The organism is Lentisphaera profundi (genome assembly GCF_028728065.1).
Classification (GTDB): domain Bacteria; phylum Verrucomicrobiota; class Lentisphaeria; order Lentisphaerales; family Lentisphaeraceae; genus Lentisphaera; species Lentisphaera profundi.
In genome coordinates, this window is sequence record NZ_CP117811.1 from 1374520 (window position 1) to 1395574 (window position 21055).

12 protein-coding genes are annotated in these 21055 nt (G+C 41.4%); 6 read left to right on the forward strand and 6 right to left on the reverse strand.

The window, feature by feature from the left end:
- Window positions 1-29: 29 nt before the first annotated feature.
- Window positions 30-3038 (reverse strand): polysaccharide lyase family 8 super-sandwich domain-containing protein, encoded by a 3009-nt coding sequence (locus PQO03_RS05510; protein ID WP_274151761.1) that lies wholly within the window; start codon window positions 3036-3038, stop codon window positions 30-32.
- 72 nt (window positions 3039-3110) lie between these two features.
- The gene (locus PQO03_RS05515; RefSeq protein ID WP_274151762.1) at window positions 3111-4466 is read right to left on the reverse strand and encodes a sulfatase family protein; all 1356 of its coding nucleotides are present in this window, start codon (window positions 4464-4466) and stop codon (window positions 3111-3113) included.
- Between the two features lie 179 nt (window positions 4467-4645).
- Here PQO03_RS05515 and PQO03_RS05520 point away from each other — a divergent pair, with 179 nt between their 5' ends.
- The 6 genes from PQO03_RS05520 to PQO03_RS05545 all read left to right on the forward strand — a co-directional run bounded on the left by PQO03_RS05520 (window position 4646) and on the right by PQO03_RS05545 (window position 11939).
- Window positions 4646-4984, forward strand: coding sequence for a hypothetical protein (locus PQO03_RS05520; protein ID WP_274151763.1), 339 nt, complete (start codon window positions 4646-4648; stop codon window positions 4982-4984).
- Window positions 4984-5793: a DUF1961 family protein gene (locus PQO03_RS05525; protein ID WP_274151765.1), complete on the forward strand. Its 810-nt coding sequence runs from the start codon at window positions 4984-4986 to the stop codon at window positions 5791-5793. The genes PQO03_RS05520 and PQO03_RS05525 overlap by 1 nt, the downstream gene beginning before the upstream one ends.
- Window positions 5786-6376, forward strand: coding sequence for a hypothetical protein (locus PQO03_RS05530; RefSeq protein ID WP_274151767.1), 591 nt, complete (start codon window positions 5786-5788; stop codon window positions 6374-6376). Before PQO03_RS05525 ends, PQO03_RS05530 begins: the two co-directional genes overlap by 8 nt.
- Before the next feature lie 12 nt (window positions 6377-6388).
- Window positions 6389-8140, forward strand: coding sequence for a sulfatase family protein (locus tag PQO03_RS05535; RefSeq protein WP_274151769.1), 1752 nt, complete (start codon window positions 6389-6391; stop codon window positions 8138-8140).
- Between the two features lie 297 nt (window positions 8141-8437).
- The gene (locus tag PQO03_RS05540) at window positions 8438-11071 is read left to right on the forward strand and encodes a DUF4962 domain-containing protein (protein ID WP_274151770.1); all 2634 of its coding nucleotides are present in this window, start codon (window positions 8438-8440) and stop codon (window positions 11069-11071) included.
- Between the two features lie 262 nt (window positions 11072-11333).
- Complete coding sequence (locus PQO03_RS05545; RefSeq protein ID WP_274151772.1) at window positions 11334-11939, forward strand: RNA polymerase sigma factor; 606 nt, start codon at window positions 11334-11336, stop codon at window positions 11937-11939.
- Between the two features lie 78 nt (window positions 11940-12017).
- Here PQO03_RS05545 and PQO03_RS05550 read toward each other — a convergent pair whose 3' ends face one another.
- The 4 genes from PQO03_RS05550 to PQO03_RS05565 form a co-directional block, all read right to left on the reverse strand.
- A complete protein-coding gene (locus PQO03_RS05550) occupies window positions 12018-12668 on the reverse strand; it encodes a type II secretion system protein (protein WP_274151774.1) in 651 nt (216 codons plus the stop codon).
- Between the two features lie 608 nt (window positions 12669-13276).
- On the reverse strand, window positions 13277-15952 hold the full coding sequence (locus PQO03_RS05555; protein ID WP_274151776.1) for a polysaccharide lyase family 8 super-sandwich domain-containing protein: 2676 nt from the start codon (window positions 15950-15952) through the stop codon (window positions 13277-13279).
- 92 nt (window positions 15953-16044) lie between these two features.
- A complete protein-coding gene (locus tag PQO03_RS05560) occupies window positions 16045-19239 on the reverse strand; it encodes a chondroitinase family polysaccharide lyase (protein ID WP_274151777.1) in 3195 nt (1064 codons plus the stop codon).
- A 323-nt stretch (window positions 19240-19562) separates the two neighbouring features.
- Entirely contained in the window at window positions 19563-21047 is a 1485-nt protein-coding gene (locus tag PQO03_RS05565; protein ID WP_274151779.1) for a CehA/McbA family metallohydrolase domain-containing protein, read from the reverse strand.
- Between the last annotated feature and the right edge of the window lie 8 nt (window positions 21048-21055).

The following is a 21055-nucleotide window of genomic DNA, read 5'->3' on the forward strand; positions in this document are numbered from 1 at the left end:
GGGCGGGTGTTTGCTGTACCCAGTAGGGACTACTTTTCTTTGACAATGATGTTGATTGGCATTGCAGCGTAGAGTTCGTGGCGCAGGGCGTAGGCCTCTGCGTCACTTTCGTCGGCTAGTAAGAATCTTAGTTGACTCTGGCCAGTTTTATTATTGCTAATAATGACTTGTTGGCATGGCACGGCCTTTTGTTCGGGACCATAAGTCAGATAATTTTGCGTACCCTCGACCAAGTTTTTGTTGATCGTAAGTGTAATTTCTTTTAGTTCATAATCGTGATGGGGATCCGAGAGTGAGATATGCCATTGATGATTGATTTTTTTGATTTGTACGAGTGCGGGCTGATCAACGGAAATTTTCAAATCGTCAATTTCCACTTCGCCTGCTTTGAGAAAGGCGGCTTGGAAAATTTGTTGTTCACGATTGTATATAACTTGTACGTCATCATTATTTTTGCGCTTGGTGAGCCGTAATTGCTTGAGTTTACTATCCATTTCGGCGAGTGTGAGGTGGGGGACAATTGAGTAGTTATAGCTTTCTTGTTTTGGGTCCTTGCCATGATCGAAGGCCAAGAGGAAAATGTCTTGTTTAATCTTTGATTTCTTATCGGAGCGATTAATTGCCGAGCCTGCTTTTAAAGTGATTTGCTGATCATTTTTTGGGAAGATGAAGTAGCCAATTCCTTTGTGATAAAGCCAAGAAGGCTGATTGAGCGTCAATGATTCATCATAAGTGATTCCTTGCTTGATTGTGGACTTTTTCCCATTAAAACTACAATGGAGATCCTGTAGCCATTCGACTTGCTCAATACTTGTATAGATGGATTTCCCTTGTCCTTGCTTAGTACGAATAATGGAGTTTCCTAAAAAATGAACTTGGTCACTTTCAAAGAAGTAAGCTTTGTTGGCAGCTGCGGAAGAATAGGGATCCGTACGGCTATAGCGAAAGGCTGAAAGTCCCGTCAAATTATCGCTCAATGAGGCACAGTAAGTTTCCTTGCTATAGGCTTTTTTCTCTGAACTTAAAGGAATGCGATCATCGCGAAATTCTTCGGTTAAGCCAGGCATGGCATGCCAGTCCATGGCATAACGGGCTTTATCGTATTCACGTCCGCTTACTTTAATTTGGAAAATGCCGGAGCCATTATGAAAACCATAATCACCATTGCCTTTGAAGCCTTCGGCGCCACAGGCACGAGCCGATTGGGTTTTAACGGACATGAAGTAAGGTTTTTCTCCGCCTTGACGGTGAATCATGTAGTCGTTAACCCAATAGGAGAAATTGCCCGATAGTTCTGCTGAGTCATCTTTTAATTGCTCGACATAGTTTTGTAATTTAGCGGAATTAGAGCTTTTATTTTGACCCTGGGTATCAAGTACTTGTTGAACTCCGGGGATGAAGATTTCTCGACCAAATTGACCTATTTTTGAAGAGTAGTGTGAACGACCAGTGACTTGGTAATCAATGCCGCCTTTATAAATCATTTTGGGGTAGTTATAAAGGAAAAAATCTGTGGAGGCCTGAAAGGGAGCCAGCCCCACTTCAAAAGCACTACCCTTGAGCATATTGGCCACTTCACTTAAACCGATACTCTGCCATTCATAACCATAGGCATAATGAGCCATATCTTGTCTGGTTCCCGTATGATGTGAAATGGAGCCATCGGGTTTGAGACCAGAATGATTAAAAAGACATGTGAGTCGACCATTGGTATCCGCCCAAACTTTGAGGTCAGTAAATGAACCGCGGGGTTCCCATTCAGGTAAAATATTGGTCGCTTGTTGACCCCATTCTTTGTAAGGGAAGTACCAGTAGGGTAAATAGGTGAGCGGTTGATTATAGTCCATTTGCAAAGCCACTTGGCAAATCCATGTGCGCATACGGTGATGGCGATTAGCATCTGCCCAAATACCGCTAGATTTACGTAAGGTGCCGGGCTGCTTTAAATAATAACGCTGATTATTGGGGTCACGGTATTTTTCAGTTAAAGAGAAAGAAGAGAAGAGGTGAAAATTATTCATTGCCTCGAGATTTTCGCGTAAAACTTTGTCATTAGCTAAATCATTTAGCAAATCTGGTAGGATTAAAATAGAAGCGCCAATTAAGGGATCACCAAAACGCCATTGATGAGTAATGTCATTATGAGGTAAGTTCGTATAAGTATAGAAGTTATCCAAGGGGAAAGCTCGTGAGTATTCGGCAATAGCTTGGGCAAGTAATTTGGCTCTTTCTCGCCGAAGTTTTGTGTCTTTTTCACGACTATTGTTGAGTGCTAAGCCTGCTAAGCGTTCGGCTGCAGTGACTAATACTTTGCTATACGCTTTGCGATCAAAAGCCTCGAGGCGTTGCTCGGGAGTTTTGAGATCATAAAAATTGAGGTCGGAAAAACGGCCTTGGTTTTTTTCGAGATCTACAAATAGCGGCTTGTGAATCTTGCCTTTGAGTTTATAGCGAGCCGCAAGGCGAGTATTGTGATGAACTAAGGCTTCGGTCTTTTTCATATACTTGGACCACAGGGTCTCTAGCACGATATGTAATTGACAGTCTTTCGTTTCGATGAGTGAGTCACCATCGTAAAGTTCAACTGAAAAAGCAAGGCTGTCACCATCTTTTAAAAGGCAATCTTGCTTAAGACTGATTTGACCAAAAAGACGGCCATATTGATCGCGGTAATTATTGAGAGCTAGAGTCTCTTGACCTTTAGTGAGTTGAAATTTAATTTCAGGGGAAATGACTTTGCCTGGAGCTTGGAAGTTATTTCTATAATTGATTCGTCCACTAATTTGAGTGCCCTTAGAACTACCGACTTTAATATCGAAGTAGCCAGCTAAAATTTGCTTTATTTGAGCTTCAGATTTTAGAGCGGCAATACCATTGGGGCTATCTTCTAGATTTAAGAATGAGTAGCTTAGTTGAAAGTCATTATTAGTGGTCTTTGGCTCTGTAAGTTCGCTGCTCTTTTTTTTGGCATGAGAACAGGAAAAGAACAGTAAGCCAGATAGGGCCATAGTTGATATATATAAGTTTTTAAAAGTCATATTGAGCTCCGCATGAAATAATATTGATGGCTAAAAATTTTAAAGGATATGAAAGTTAAGAATTAAAAGACTTTAGTGTGATTTTTTTGTTAGTTCGGGAATGAGAAAGTTGTCTTCGCTTAAGTCACACCATTCTTTTAGCAATTTTCGATGTCGAAGAATTTCTAGTAGATGGGCTTTTGATTTGATCAGGTTATTCATTTCCCCTGGGTCTTTTTTGAGATCAAAGAACTGCTCTTTTTTATTGCCGACGTCATAGGCGACGTATTTGTAGCGATCTGTTCTGAGCATGCGGCCTTTGATATTATAGGATACATCATAATTGGCAAATTCTGTTTCACTGACGACATACTCACGCCCTAGCTTTTTATCATACATAAGTGGTTTGAGCGATTGGCCGATTAAATCATTTGGTGGCTTGATGCCCGCGTAATCACAGAGGGTGGGGATAAGGTCGAGGCCTGTAGAAATAAGCGCCTCTTTATCAATGTTTTTTTTATTTGAAGAAGCAGGATCTACAATAATAAAAGGGACTCGTACGGATTCTTCGTAGAGTACGGATTTTTGATTCCATTGATGACAGGCACAACCATCACCATGGTCAGAGAGAAAAATGACCACGGTATTTTTGGCAAATTTAGATTGAGCAATGAATTCACTGAGTTTGCCAATTTCAGTATCAACTTTTTCAATCAGGCGATGATAAGCCCAGACATATTGACGCCAGCGTTTTTCTTCCCAGTCCTGAGTAGGATAAGTTCTCCAATGAAGGCTTTTTACATAGCGAATGCAATCGGGCTCATCTTCACTGATAGTAAAGTTGTGAGGTAGGGCGGGGAGCTCAGCTAGATTTTCTGGGGGACTGCCAATCTCTCCTTCGGGAAGTTTATCACCCCGAGCCCATTGGCAGATATCGTGGGGATTGCGATATGAAGCAAGGACAAAGAAAGGCTTAGGACTTTCTTGCTGAATAAACTCAATTGCGGTGTCAGCAAGTAGGTGATCAACTGCACGGGCTTTGGTGTGACGATAGAGATCAAAGCCACGGCCGGCACCACCTATGAGGTGAGTTTTTCCCATGTATGCGGTGCGATAACCCGCTTGGCTCATGATTTCACCCATGACCGGGAAGTCATATTCGTAATCAAGCTTATCACGATTGACTTGAGCGTCAATTTGATGAGGGATTTTCCCCGTCATCATACTTGTACGTGACGGTACACATATCGGCTGTGTGCAATAGGCCTTGTCAAAGTATGTACCTCGAGTAGATAATTTATCTAGATTGGGAGTATTGAGGCCTTGGACTCCCATTGAACCCAGAACACCGCCATGATGCTGATCGTTCATGATTATAAGAATATTGGGCTTAGTATCTGCGAGGATACTTAAAAGGGGAAGAAGTAAAAAGATTGAGAATCGCAACATGAAGTATTCCTAATTAAATTGAGCTTTATAAGGATATACCAGATGAATTGGCTAGATGTGACAAAGGCAAGTATTTATTTTGAAATCAATAAAAATGATTTATTTAATTGATGGAGCCTTGTCACATTTCAAGTATTTCTACGGTATTCCCACATAAGTGAATTTAACTAGGACTTAAAATGAAACTGATTATAACATTAATAATATTCGTAAGTGTAAGTGCCTTTGCAGCTGAAACAGCACAATTAAGCGGTGTACTAAAAGTGCGCTTATATGAAGACCATAGCTTTGCCTATTATCTACAAATTAACGATGAAGAAAAAGTCCACATTGCCAAAAGAACTCATGCAGTGGATATGAGGAAATATGTGAATCAAAACGTCACCTTAGAAGCTGAACTTAGAAAAAAGACGATAGATCAGCCCAGTAACTTTATTCGCCGTATTATTCAGCTTAAATCTCTGAATAAAGGGCCAGATAATACGTCGAAAAAAGCTTTGGTAGGGGGCGGTATATAATGATGAAATATTTGACGCTGTTTTTTTATACACTTATGTCGATTCACGCAGGCGAAGTGATTTATGATAAAGCCATTCCGGATTTGAATGATTGGCTTATAGAGGGCCCCGGCAATGCCGTAGTAGAGGGTGATTCACTGATCTTGAAACCTTTAGTATTTAAAGAAATGCAGCAGGTGATTAAGTCAGGGGAACTTAAAGCGCATAATTATTTCCCTGATTACGAGGCTTATGCCAAGGACTTCATGAGTCAATATGTGAGTGATCTTACTCAGTATTATATCAAAGGAGAAAAGGGAAATCAGGAATTTCGCGGTGGGCATTTTAACTTTTGGCTTAAGCAGAAATTACCGGAGAATTTTTCCATCAGTTTTGATTTTGAAACGCTCTCACCGAGTGCGCTTCACATGATTATGTTTTGTGCTTCTATTCCAGGAAAAAAAGACATCTTTAATCCTCAAAAAGCTCGTCATGGCTTGGCCCAAGAAATCATGTGGAGTGATATGCAGCAGTACCGGATCTCCTTTTTTGCACCCCATAGAAAGACGGCGAATATGCGTCGAGCACCAGGGCGAAATATGGTAGCCAAGGGCCTTGATCCAGCATCGGATAAACCCTTTGTTAAATCCACTCACTTGATTGAAAGGAAGCATGATACGGTGCGATATTTTGTCAATAATAAATTGGTACTTACTTATAAGGATAAAAAGCCTTTGAGTGCAGGTCACGCAGGCTTTCGCGTGATGGTTTGTGCAGGCGGTAAATATAGCAATATAAAAATAACTAAATTGGAGAACGAAAATGAATAAATTAATCGTCTTATTTTTACTATTATCTTTCAGCCTTTTGGGGGGATCTAATCTGATCAAAGATGACAAAATGAAGAAGTTTGAGAAGTATTGGTACTTCGGGAAAAAGACTGAATTCAAATACGTCACGCCAGAGATAAGAAAGGGTGAGTTTAAGATATCAACTAAACATAGCTCTGAACCCACCTACATGGCTTTAAGAACAGCGGTAAAAATTAAATATAAACAGAGCTATAAATTGACCTTTGAAGCGAAAATGGAAGGTGAAGGTCAAATGCAACTCAGAGCTCAAGTGGGTTATGATAATTACGATGGGAAACGATCAAAAGCAAAGCGATTAAATAATACCATTATTCAGGGCTTGGGTAAAATTTATAAACCCGAAGATGGCGAATGGAAAAAAATCACTTGTCACTTCACCGTAGATAAAGAAACACCTCGTGCTTACATCAGCGAAATCGTTTATCGCTTGGGAGCGTTTGAAGGTGATATCACCTTAAGGAATTTTGACTTGGTCCTTGCTAAGGATGAGAAAAAAGAAAAAAACGGTAGCATGCAAGTCAGTAATTTAAGTGATAAATAAAGGGTGTTGCTAATGAATAAATTCTTTTCACTCCATGCCTTAGTCATGATTTTTTCGGTGAGTCTCCTTGGGAACTCAAAGCCCAATATAGTTTTAATTTATGTTGACGACTTAGATTTTGATCAAGTGTCGGTTTATGATCAGCAAAAATTTCCTTCTTATACGGGAGCCAAAGAAACGGGCAATCTAAAAGAATTAAATCCAATTACAGCGAATCAAAATGGGCGTTTTCTAAAAGTTGGTGAAATGCCCTATCATAAAAATGCTCAAGTCTTGACCCCGCACATTGCGTCTTTGGCTGAAGAGGGTGTGACCTTTAATCGCTTTTATCTTACTTCTTCTACCTGTACGCCGAGTCGTTATTCATTATTAACGGGAAGGTATGCTTCTCGTGCGCCTTTGCTCTTAAAGGATAATCCACCGGGTTCGGTCCCTTTGATTGCTTGGAATGCCAATATGGACCCATTAGAAAATAATTTGGCTAAGGATTTGAAGTCAGCAGGTTATAAAACGGCTTTGGTCGGCAAGTGGCATCTTAGTAATTATGATATTGCAGAAATTGATTTTGAGAAAGGCTTCAAAGGACATCACCTCAATAGTGAGAAAAGTAAGAAATTACTACCTCATCAATTGGTGGGGTCGTATTTTCCTCTGACGGCTGATTATGGTTCAGGTGAAGTACAAGATGAGCTCGAACGCATTTATGGGATTATGCAGCGACGTGTGAAAAGAATCTCTGGCTTTGATGTGGTTGATCGCCTTTATTATGCCAATTATGGTGAGTTGCCCATGCCTAAGCACATGAAAGTGCATAATTTGGAATGGTTGACTGAAGGGGCCTTGAATTACATAGAAGATAATAAGGATAATCCTTTTTTTCTGTATTTCTCAATCACCGCTCCCCATGGCCAGTATTTTGAGGACTGGATGGAGAAAGATTGGCGAGCGACACCAGCGGGAATGCTGAAAGAAAAACCCAAGGGCATGCCATCACGAGAAAGTGTTTTACAAAGGATTGATAAAGCATGCTTACCACGACAAAATGCGATGGCAACGTGGATAGATGATAGCGTTGGCGCCATTTTGACTAAGCTAAAAAAATCTGGCCTCGCCGATAATACCATGGTGCTTTTTGTTTCTGATCATCAATCACGCGGAAAATTAACCACCTATGAGGGGCATCGTGCTCCGGCAATTATTCACTGGCCTAAAATGGTCAATAAGGGTGTGGTAGAAGAAGGGATATTTTCAAATATCGATATCTTGCCAACGCTTTTGGATTTGGCCAAGGGCCAGAGTCCGAAGGGAAGTCTTTGTGATGGTCAGAGTTTTTTGCCTATGTTAAAGGGAGAAAAACTTGAGGACTGGAGAGAGAGTATCCTTTTGGAGACCTCCTATAGCCGTGCGATTGTCCACAAAGACTGGAAATATATGGCCAATCGCCCACCCCAGTGGGTTTTGGATAAAATGGAAGAAGATCAATTAGAGACTCAGAAATCCGGTGCGCGTCGCCATGTGGGTTGGTCGGGTCGTACGACCAATGCGGCTAGCGGCATGGGTATACGCTTCAATGCAGATCAAGATTTCCCTTATTATTTCGATGCCGATCAATTATATAATTTAGGTGAGGATGTATTTGAGCAAAAGAATATCATTATGAATCCCGAAAATAAAAAACGCCTTGAAGAGCTAAAGAAAAAGCTCGAGTCACATATCAATGATTTACCGCATCACTTCGGTGAGTTTGGTAGTGTTCACCATTAGGAATGTATGTAGTTCAAGCTTGCATTTAAAATGATAATTAGTCCTTAATTTCGGCACTCTAAAGAGTGTACTACATACATCTTTTAACTAAGGATTGTACGAAAATATAGATCAAGTCGAGTTCGCTTACGGAAGCACAGAAGGTTTTTAATTAATTATCTGTGAGTCACCGGAATAGACATAAATACAAAATAGTATAATCCTCTCAAGCTTAATCTTGAGGGGATTTTTTTTTTGTGCTGTCACATTAGTTCAATATCAGCGGTATTCCCTATAAATAATAATGAGGATTCATCTATGATAAATACAAAAATAAAAAGCTCAATATTAATGGCTACGGCTATGTTTTTAAGTGCGCCTCAAGTGCTTAGAGCAGAATTACCAGGCGAAATTAAATTAAGTAAAGATGCCATACACCCACTTCAGCGCACTAGCATAAGTCCGAGCGATGGTGTGTTGATTAGCGAGAATACCCCGAGTTTTTTATGGCCCGCAAATTATGAAAATGATGTGGAATTTGAAAATATTGCGGGTGCCCTTTATCCGACACGTAAGCATGATGTTAAGTACGCATTTAAACTCTCTCAATCAAAACATTTTCCAGAGGGATCCATATCAAAAGCTAAGGGCTGGGCTTTTTATAATCAACTTAAACCCTTGGCAGCAGGTAAGTGGTATTGGCAGTATGGCACATCGATCAAGGGGGGCGATTATAAGTGGTCTCCGGTTCATGAATTTACAATTGCGGAGCAGAGTGCAAGTTATGCAAAGGCAAGTTTTGAAGAGCTCTTATCAGGTATACCCAAGGAACACCCAAGGCTCTTAGATCAAAGTTCTGAATTACAAAAAATACAGTCACTTTATAAGCAACACCCCGATCGTGTAGCCAGTTACCTTACTAAGGCTAAGAAGATTGTAAAAAAGTCGCTTCCTGAAGAAAAGGATGCTGCAGTTGATCCTAAAAAATTAATCGGGCTCAGCGAAAGAGGTCAATATGTGATGAAGGTGAATAGTTCAAAAGACTTAGCTAATAAAATGAGCGATGAGATAGGGCAGGTGGTGCATGCCTGGTTATTGACTGGAGATAAGAAGTTCGGTCGTAGTGCCGTTGCCTGGGGCTTGCGCACTGCGAGCTTTGATCATCATGGTCCCGCGGGTTTTAGTCACTTTGCGGATGGTCGTCATATGCGCAATATGGCTTTGGTTTATGATTCTTGTTATGCTTTACTCACCGACGACCAAAAGAAGATTTTACAAAAAGCTATTTCTGTACGAGCTGAAAGTTTGTATAATGAGTGGGTCAATGGCTTAGAAAATATTACCAATAGTGGACACGTCTGGCAGCAAATTCACATGTATTTTTTATTGTCCTCAGTGGCTATAGTCCATGATGTACCCGAGGCCAAGAAGTGGCTCGAATATGCCTATGGCATCTTTATCGCGCGGGCTCCAGCTTTGAGTGATAAATCAGATGGTGCCTGGGCCAATGGAACGAGTTATATGTCGGCGAATCAGTTTAGTCTTTTAGTCAATTCGATCGTCTTGTCCAAAATGACGAGCTACAACTATCTCGAGAATCCCTGGTTTAAAAATAACGCCTGGTACATGCTGTACGCAATTCCCGCAAAAGGCACCATGCCGGGATTTGCAGATAGCTATGAAAAGTATTCCGGCACAGCAAAATCGATACAACTTAAAATTCTGGGTTATTTAGCGAAATCAGAGACTATGCCTCAGGCCGCTTGGTATGTGAAGCAAGCGCTGAATCAAAACAAATCATTGAAGCAAAAAGTTTATCGCGGCAATGGTGATTACCTCGATTGGCAGATCAAAGTTGATAAACTAAAGAATACAGCAGCTTTAAAAGTGAATGAGTCAATGGATTTTTTAAACTCTAGGTGCTTCAAAGAAGTGGGAATTGTGGCGGCTCACGATAATCTAAAGGATGTCTCCAAAGGAAATTCACTCTACTTTAAATCGGGTCCTTTTGGTTCGGTGTGTAATCATGCTTTTTCAGCTAATAATAGTTTTAATTTAGCTGTGGCGGGGAAAAAATTGTTTTATGCAACGGGTTACCGCAACGTGGATGACTTCTATGGTAAAACCTCGGGCTCAAACTCGGTTCTTATCGATGGTAAAGAGCAATTGCGCGGTGGCGTAGCTTATGGCTGGATAGCACGCTTTATTGGCGGAAATAAACTCAGCTATTCACTTGGTGATGCAAGTAATGCATACAAGGGTAGTTCGAATCGTATGGTAAAGATTTTAAATCCGGAAGTCGCGGATTATGTCGATCACGGCTTAAAACGCTTCCGTCGTCATGTTGTGTCCTTAGGTGTTGGACTCTATGTTATTTATGATGAACTAGAAGCGGATCATGCGGCTGAGTGGAGCTGGCTCCTAAATTCCCGAGGTGTACCAATAAAACCTTATGGTGCAACTTCAGTTCGTGTTGATCAAGAAACTATGAAAAGCCAGGTGGATGTTTACTCAGGAGTTGATTTCAAGATTAATGTCGCTAGGCATCAGCCGGTGGCTTCAGTTGATTATCTTGCGAATACAAAGGGCACGCCGCATTTTGAAAAGCAATATCGAGTGGTAGCAAGAAATAAATCAAAGCAAGAAAAGATTCGTTTTATGGCGATCATTCAAGCGGGACCTAAGGGCTTTGAATTAGTCACACCGCAAGTAATCTCCAGTAATCAATGGAAGTTAAATAATTGGCTTATTAAAGCAGAACTCGATGCGGAAAAGCCTGCGAATTTACAGCTCATCAATGACTCCAAATCAAGTGCGCTTTCCGCACATGGCCAAGCTTTTGAACTCAATGGCAAATACATGAGTCATCAACTTGCCGGGAGCTCCTTAGTGATTGAAAATGGCAAGCGACTCGAGGAAGTCGTGGATTCACTACCCAAAGCTGCCCGCTAAAGATCAATTAGAGAAACTTCCTCATCACTTCGGTGAGTTTTGATAGCGACGACTACGAACAATCACAAGTGAGATTTTCGGGGATTTACAAAGATTATATCTTTGCAGTAATTAAACAAGATATCAATGACCTAGATGACTAAATATTTATAAAAATTAATTCAGCGTGGATTCGAGTATATATTGAGTGATAAGAGAGTTAGATTAAGCTTGATCTTATTTGAGCGTAGTCTATATTTTTTTATCTTTCAAGGAGAATATGATGTCTGATTGGATCACCAACGTAACCCTTTTGCAGCGTGTTAAAAATCAACATGACGATCAGTCATGGGAAGAGTTTAATGAATATTATAGGCCCTATATCTATATGATTACGAAGGGCTTAAATATGCAGCACGATGATGCGAAAGAAATTACTCAGTTGATCATGATCAAAATTTGGAAGAATCTTCCTAAGTTCGATTACGATCCTGATAAAGGCTATTTTCGGGGATGGTTACGTACGGTTACAGTCAATATGGTCAGAAACTATATTGCCTCAAAGGCCTTCAAACAGGAGTCGCTTGAAAGTATTCAAGAATCAAATGAATCCCTACCTGATTTAGATCGAGATTTTTCAAAATCTGAAATAGAGCGAATTGCTGACGAGGAATGGGAAGTTTATATCTGTCGCCTGGCATGGGATAATGTAAAAGAAAACTTTGAGGAAAATGCCCAAGAAGTTTATCGATTATTATCCGAGGGTAAGGAATGCGATGTCATTGGTGAGCAATTGGGAATAAAACGCAATACAGTTTATGTCTATCGCAAGAGGATTCAAGAAAAACTCTACCGTGAAATTCGTCGTTTAAATCACGAGTTGGGCTAAAATTATGGAAGCTAAAAACTCAGTGGGAGCTTGCTCTAGAATAATTGTTTTAAACCCCGAGTACGGGTTTAGGTTCTACTAAAGTTCGAGCCGCTGAACCAAGACTTTGACACGACCATCAAAGTAGAGTTGTACCCTTAAAGCACCAAAGCCTTTGTAACCATGTCTTACATCGACAGAAATATTGCCTCCAGCTTTCCCTGGCTCATAGACATCATCTGTTTCAAAATGTGCAACTGTTGAAGACGGTTCTAGAACGGAGTTAAGACTTACGGATGAATAGGAGTTTGTATAGCCGAAATATTGACGTGAGCTACCATCTGTATCGGTATAAGTTCCCGCAGTTCTTCCTTGAATAGCAACACCTTCACTTACGCCAGTAAGGGTTTTCGTGAAACTCGGGCAAAGGAATGAAGCATTATTCACATAGGTATTAGAGGGCGCAGCTTCTCCCATATAAATGGCTAAGCGACCAGAGAGCTTATCCGAATCATCTCTATATTGAGCATTGCTGCCGTAGCGCAGGTCACCTGGCAAGATATCATTGGAATCCGTAACATATTGGAACATGCCTAAGCCAATTTGTTTGTACTGAGATATACAGACCGTCATACGACTCGTTTTTCTCGCTTTACTTAAAACCGGAAGCAGAAACGAGGCGAGGATGCCAATTATGGCAATAAGGACTAAGAGCTCAATGAGCGTGAATTTTTTGTTTATTTTTTTCATATGGCTTACCTATTCAATAATCTATAGTTTTATTTGGTGAAAACCAAACACAAATAATTTATATATTAGCAGCCTGTCGGACTTCTCTCCGTTCGACTGCAAAACAGCGATACTTCGACGGATTATCACCCGGAAATCGTTAAATATGCTCGATATTCTCCTCATTTCGGATAATAACCGACTTTGTTTAGCTCGTTTTTCGCTGCGAAGCTCAAAGTCCGAAAGGCTGCTAGGGGATACCGAAGCTTAAGAATAGATGTATCAGGGAACTGATAATAAAAATGATTTTATGATGAAGTATAAAATAAGGTCATGATGACACCCGTATGAGAGGGTCCTTCCTAGTGGTAGGGAACTTAAGGGGTTTTTATACGTGCTTCTACCTTTTTTAGTATGGACCAGAGGACTCATCGGCCACCGGAGGTATTTATACTGGGGCTCCGCCCCAAGTTTGACTAAATGAGGGACGAGTCCCTCACACTCCCACCAAGGACTTGCCAGCCCTTGACCCGGCGAATGGTGCGGAGCCCCATATATTTTTATCCGCCGGAGGTTTTTATAGGGATATTAGCCAAGCTGGTGCTTGGCGCACCCTGGGTAAGATGAATCTACTCTTGTATGAGCTTTAAATTGCGAGAGAGGCCATCTTGGCATTGTATTAGGATCTGGGTTTTGTCTTCGGTGTGAGTGATCGTTACATCTGCAGTCACTGAATCTAAAGACCATTTTCCCTGAATAAGAACTTTGACAATGACAGGAGCACTACCGTAAAAAATTGCGCCTTTTTTCTTGATGCCGAGTCCTGTATCATAAGCTTGTCGTAAGCGTAGGTCGAGAAAGCTGAGTGCTAAATCCATTTGCTTTGGAAACTTATCTTTGATGAGGATAGCGTAGCCGGGGTGAGCATCCACTTTTTCATGTTCATGGGGTAAGGCTTGATGAATATTGACTTGTTTGAGTGGCCCTTTGTCACCGGCTTGAAAGTCGTTATAGAGTGCGTAGGCCCAGAGCTGATTTTCTTTATCGTGAAGGATATGAGCGCCAGCTGATTTTTCTTTGAACTCGTAGATTAATTTTTCATCCTGTTTTTGCTGAAATTCCTTAAGATCAGTGAAATTCGTAGCGGGTAATACGGCGTATTCATAGGAGGCATTTTGAGGGTGATGACCATGGTCGATCCAGGCTAGGGCGCGATAAGAGCTTTCCTTCTTGAGTGCCAAGGCGGCTTTTTGGCGAACTAGAATGCCCTTTTTACTTCTGTCCTTGGGTAGCATGCTCATGGGAGCCCAGTTTACGTTCTTGCGTTCAAGTTGGATGTCTTGTCCTGCGGGTAGGTAATAAGCAGTGCCATCGGCATCGATCAACAGGCTAGTGGATGAGTTCGCTAGCTTATTAGAGTAAGGAACAGCAGTGATTTTCTGGGCCAAGTGATCGACGATGGGACTTTTTTCAGGTTCTTCTTGATTGAGGTGATTTTGAAAGAGCGTGGTGTGAATGGGATATTTATCTGAATCAGAATTAATTCCCGTGCCGAGCAAAACAATTTTATCACCGAGGAAGAAGTAACTCTTCTTGGCCGTAAAACCGGGATCTTTCATTTCCTTAGGTGTGTTTTTTAAATCAAACATGAAGAGTCCAAACTTATCGCTGAGGCTAGCACCGCCAACCGAAGTCGAATTGATTTTTAAACGTGAGCCAATGACATCATTGATCATATCGTCACTGCTTCTAGCAGGTGCGGTGATCCCGGGAAGGTGCGCCATATCCATACCCTTGCGAATCGAGGGATTGAGTGTTTTACCACCTGTGGGATCTACAGGGTTACGATAGGTGATTTCTAAGGAACCGTGACTCTTATAGATCCCATAAACCGCCTGCGGGTTGGAGGCCGTTATTCCACCTTCGTAAGACCACCACCATTTGCTCATGCCTTTAGCAAAAGCCGTCCAGTTATTCTTTTGCATGGCCATGGATGGGCTATAGGGATAGGAGCTTACTTTCTCAAAAGTTTTCGGTTTTAGCTGGAGTTTTTTTACTTTATCCAGGGTTTGAGCGTAGGCAGATGCGTAAGCTGGAAAGCCTTGTTGATTTAAGCGACTGAGGGGCGAATACTGAGTACCAATAGCCTTGCGGTAGGTATTGCAAAAAGTTTGTAGTAGAGCCAAATCGTCTTCTTGGCCGGCGATGGAGGCTAAGGGAAGTAGCGAGTAGCTTTGAGCCAACATGTCATTACTAAACATGCGACCGGTGAGACCCAGGGGGACAGAATCGTGATGAGCGTAAAAATGCAATTCACGGGCGGCGCCTCTCAAGTACTTCAATTGATCATCACTGAATTGCCAGGGAGAATTTCTCATAAAACTCGCCATGGCTGCCAATGAGGAAAGACCCTGAGGTGTATAAGCTGATACGTAGTTATACATATGGTGGCTGGCGGTAAAATCGGGCTTGAGAAAACCATAAACGCCTTTGGAGGGAGTGAGCCCGAGTAAAAGTGCTTTGTGGGACATTTCGAAAGAGGCTAATTTATGAGCTTTTTCTTCTGCGGTATTATCGGGAAGAAGAAAGACCGCACAGAGTAATGATTCGCTTCGTCCACGTAAGACGTCATTTTGGCGGTAGCCAATTTCTTTGTCGAGCGGGCCATGTTCAGCAATGTACAAAGCCTTAGCAACGCCAGCTTTGCCGGGATCTGAAACTTTCCCAAAGAGGAAGTCTAGAGCAAAATCGCGATCTTGTTTATCCATAACTGAGTTACAGAGGAAAAAGGCTCTACCGAGGCCTCCGAGGTAGTACTCCTGTTTGCGATCAAGTTCTGAGCTCTTAAGATCGGTCCAACGAAGCCATTTCAGGAAGCTACGAACTTTGCTTTGATTCTCCTGCTTAGGATAAAAGTGAAGTGCTAAACCCAAGCCATAGAAGTCCTCTATTAATTGATCAAAATTGAGCTTTTGCCAATCGTTACCCTTGATGACGGAGCCTGAGTCATTCAATTCGATTTTATAATTAGGGTAGTTTTTCAAAGCCTTTTGAGCCAGTTTTTTAGCCTGTTTCACTGAGTCGGCATAAATTTCATGACCCGCACTCGCTTTGGAAACGGTAAACTCACCGCCACCACTGTGCTTGTGAATCATTCTTTGTTCGAGTTGTTGAAGCCATTGCAGCTTCTCTTGATGGGAATAAGTTTTTTTTGAATTATTAGCCTTTGCCGATTCCGTATTTGTTTGGCAAGAATTAAGGCATATTAGAAGACTAAATAAAAATAGGTATCTTAATGGTTTCATGTATACGGACTCATATTGATAATCATTGATGTATTGGGCGAAGAAAACTCATAAAAATACTCTGCCTGTGGACAGAGTATTTTTTAGTCTAATTATTTTGAAACTTGTCGTTTATCCGCAATGGGACTTAATGATAATTCTCTACTTAGACCATGTTTAACTCTGAGAGTAATTAAAGTGTTCGCTCCTTTAAGTTCAACTTTTTTGATGTCAGCATGTGCAGCAACTTGCCATAAACCACGGACTTCAAAATGGACAAAATGTTCTGCTGCAGGAGTATTGGTGATATCCAAGGGCATGTGACTCATGTTATGATTCCATTTTGCTAAACGTAAGTCAGGATCAGTTAAACTAATCAAGAGCTCATCACCACTTTCTTGCGCCATAAAAAGCACCGGTGTGTCTGAACGTAATAAGGGACCTGCCACAGTCTGGTTCGCTTGAAACAGAGCATAAGCAGTGGTGTTTTGTCCAAATTTCAAAATGTGAGCTATGGCATCTTTTTGGAGGATTTTATAATTAGGTTTCTGGGCAATTTTATTTGCTTGTTTAGAATTACTTTTGACTAAGATCGAATACTCATAATTTGCATTGTTGGGTGCCTTGCCATGGTCGATCCAAGATTTCACTGCGGGGTGTTCTTGTACCGCTGCGAAGGATTTTGAACGAAAGTGTTCTTTAGCAACAGCTTGCTGTTGACCCAAGTTAGTTTTCACTGTGTATTGCTGAGGGACGATATAAAAATTCTCTTGAGTATCCCTGAGGATGGCACCGTGGCCCTTTGAATTTTCTTTTATGATTTTCCCATTCAAAGAAGCACTTACAGGGACCTCACTACTTAATACATTTTGAAATAGGGTAGTGATGGTATTGTACCTTGAATCTGAGCTATTAATTCCACTGCCTAAGCAGATGATTTGATTATCAAAAAAGAAATAGGATTTTTTAGCACTGAAGCCTTTTTCGAAAAGAGCTTCATCGCCATCAGCGGGAACCGTATCAAGCAAATCAAGTGAAAAGATACCATTAGCTCCTAGTGTGGTAGCTCCGCAGAAAGTTTGCTCTGTATAGTTGCGGTGCTTACCCTCAGCATAAATAGGATGAGCTTGAACAAAGTAAGCGGCTTTCTCAATAGGGAGTTCTTTGGTGGTGGCACCAGGCATGTAGGACCAATTAAATTTATTGAGATCCATGGCAGAAGCCTTGAGGCTGAGAAGACCTTTTTTATCTGTTCCAGTGAAAAGTTTTAGTGCTCCGAAAGAAGCATAACGTCCGAAAGGATTAGCGCCTTTATGACCTGATTCGAAATCCCAAACATACTTACTAAAACCCTTGACGGAAGCGGCGAAATTACTGCGTTTATGATTTGCGAAGCCCGCATACGGGAAGGCGTAGAATCCATTGGCTCCAATACGATTTGATTCTTTTTTCTCAATTGAATCCGCAAGTATTTCCATGCGCTCGAGAGTACCAAAGGTACCATAGTAGGTTAAACTAGGGAAGTGGTAGCTATCGCTATCATCAAATTCGGCCTTGTGATAAATCTTCGCAAAAGTATTAGCCATTTCTTGATCACAGATTTCGTCGCCATTTAAAGCCATGAAAGCAAAGGCCTGGACCATCATCCGACTTAAACCATTATTAGTGTAGGGGAAGCGGCCACAGATCCCTGGGTGAAGCTCAAAGTCAGCGGCAAAGTTGATTTGAGCTTTTAAGGCTTTCCTTACTTGCTTCTGAGAAACTCTAGAGAGTTCGTATGAAGTTCCTTTTAAAAGATGATTAAACAAGGCAAAACTTGTCAGCGCTTGAACACCATAACTATTTTGATATGCCCCTCGGTGGTGAAAGATACTGCCATCGGGTTTAATCGTGTCAATATAACCAGGCGCATCCATGGTAGCCCACTCGACATACTCTTTGAGAGCGATCATTTTACGATGTTTTTGCTGAGTGTTTTCGAGTAGCAATACGGCAATGAGTTTGGGGATAAGTCCACCACGAATAAGGTCGGAGTTTTCCCCTTGGCTTTTATTCCAGCCACTGAGTTTGCCGAAGCGCGTGTGCCATTCTAATGTTTTTTGTTTTTCATCGAGAGTTTGCTGCTCAGCGAGAACATCCCTCATCAGAAAAACACTATTAGCATAAGCATTAAGACGAATGATATGGTCAGTTGTTCCTAGAGAAGAACCATAAGAAAAACCTTGGTCGCTATAGTAGTCGAAGAGGTCAATTAAATCTTGTTTTTTCTTAGCATTTGGTTCTAGAGCATAATCCATTGCCATGGGAAAAAATATTTCGTGGCCGAGTTCTTGAAAAGTTTTGCGTTTTTCGGCACCTTGTTCATCACGGCTACTGAAAAGACTAAGTCCACTTATGGCTCCATCATGACGTCGAATATTTAATTGCTTAAACAGTGTCTTCGATTTACGAATCATAGAAGATAGTTTTCTATTAAGTAAAGCTGTATTAGCACCAGTGTTTTTCCCGAAATGATTGCCCTTGATTAAAAATTCGAGATTGGCTTCGATCTGAGCTAAATTTTGCACTTGGGATGGTGTCAACTGATGTTTCTCGGGACCAAATTTTGATAAGTTATTCCAGTGACTTAGGATTTCGTACGAATCTGTACGATCGAGTGTTTTATTATTAGAATACTGTAGATCTGAATGACGCTTACGTGAAATGAAAGTGAGGAACTGTAGCATATCTAGATATACACGATCACCCGTCATGTCGGCCGAAGGGGTGATTTTTATGGCCTTCATTAGATCCGGACCACTATAATTTTCCACTTTGGCATCTTCTTCAAAGTGAACCCAAAAGGCGCGCCAACCCGTGAAATTTTGTTTCATTGAAAAACGATATTTAGGATTGTCATTGAGAGAACTTTTATTTGCGGCCACAGCAAAATGTAATTCTCCAGTGGGATTGGGACTTTCGCGATAAAGCCAAAGCTTGATTCCGCCATGACGTGCGGCTTTAAAAAAACTGGGCTCAAAGTTTTCTGGCTGACCACCAGGCCATAATTTAGAAGCTTCTACTAAACCAGGAAGTTCTTTGTCAGTGAGGCTAATACTTTGATGAGCAGAAATATCCCATTGCAATGATTGGCTCCCATCTTTCGAATGGCGGCTACTCAAAATCATATTTGAATTTTTCGGCCACTCAGCAATTTCTTGCGTATTTTCAAAGCTTATTTTTTGCGTGATTATATCATCTTTGAGTACGCTTGTACCAGCCCAGATTAATTGGCTGAAGAGAATAGAGGATATTAAAATTTTATTCATGAAAACTCCTTGGGAAGATATTTATTTCTTAGTTCGCAGTGACTTAAGAGGGAGTACCGAAGAATAAAGTGGGATGTGACAGCAGGGGGCAAATTCTTTTGTTGAATTTTTGCGAAGCTAGTCCGCTCGCGGAGGTATTTATAGATTTTAATATGTAGGGACTCCGCGCCAAACCCCATTAGGGGCTTCGCCACGAGGGAGCTCTGCCCCTCGAGCACCCCGCAAAGACTTGCCAGCCTTTGATCCGACGATAAGGGGCTTCGCCCAGCTCAAACAGCGAATTGAGTACTTCGTACTCATATTACAGCGAAATTATTGCAGCACTATTTAATATATACCGGTGAACTCCAAGCTACGTGACCATTCTCTTGCTCAACTTTGAGGTAGTAATAGTCACCACTCTGACAAGCTTCAGAATAAGTATTATTGAGCTTGTAATGCTGCGGATCAATCGTGCTATGGATCTTGATTTTAGGCGCAGCAAAGCAATCGTAGATAGGTGTATGGATATCTTTATCAATGAGCTCGTCGAGGTGAACTTCATTGGATAAGTGATACTTGCTACCATCTTCTAATTCCGCATCAGTCTCAATGATGATGGTGGTATCCTTGGCTTGATTGAACTCGAGGGTTACTGCAGAAGTAGCTTCAATATTGCCTCGTGAAGTATAGGAATCAATTTGAGCTGAATCACTTGTCCAAGAATAGATATTTTCTTCTACTAGAGAACCATCACCACCACAGAGACAGGGATTGAAATCGTCAATTGATCCACCCTTGATAGTAATTTTGTGATTCCATTTAGTGACTTCAGTATGAGTCTGACCTGGATCAAAACGATCCCAGCCCCATTCGAGTTTTAGGAGTTTCTTATGGCAAGTAATCTTTTCAGAAGTATAGGGGGTCCAGAATTTGATGGGTTCGCTATTTTTTACGAGTGTAACCATCTTGATGGGAGAGAGACCTGAGGTCTTGAAGTCGAGATTAATCTTATCAGTCTCAATGATATCACCCATGAGGTAATCTTCGTTAACCGCGAGGTCAATCTTGATACGATCGCCAGTCACCGCATAGCAATGACGTGCACGTAGGGCCTCAATCATGCTGGGACGATTGAGCTTTGGTGCCACAATACAAGTCAAGCCCTCACCATAATTACCTGGGTAACCACAATGATCATCGGTATCGGCAATGAAGCCAATTTTGAGACCCGATTTGAGGTTTTCATTTACGGTTTGCTGCTTGGAGACGCCGCCCATGCTATGGCTCATCATAGTCTTATGTGAATGATACTCAAGTGAGTTGCCGTGCTCGGAGAAGATTTCAACTACAGGAGAAACCTTGTAGTCGAGTTCAGCCCAGTTGAGGCTACGACAATGCTGATAATAACCCACGTGGTGAGGAAGAATGAAGCAGCCCTTATCCAAAGCAAACTCTTTGAGTGAATCGAGGTCAGTAGCGCGGCAGATTTCGCCGTTTTCATCAGGGAAATAAACGCAATAATCACCCCAAGTATTGGAATGCCATTCATAAGCCAAGAAAGTAACAAATTCATCTTCGACATTATAGTCGCGTACAATACCGCGAACCTTTTCCCAGTTCTGACGAGTTCTATTAAATCCAGCAATATGGTAATCGCGTGTCTTTTGATCATTCTTGGGCATATCAGACCAAAAAGCGTGAGGAGTGAAGCCATAGAAGTCGAGTGAGTTTTGGGCTATACGAAATGAGCGTTCAACCGTGCCTTCACCATAGCCGATTTCATTGTGATTGTGGAGGTCGCCCCAATAAAAGTTATTTTTACTCATAATAAGAT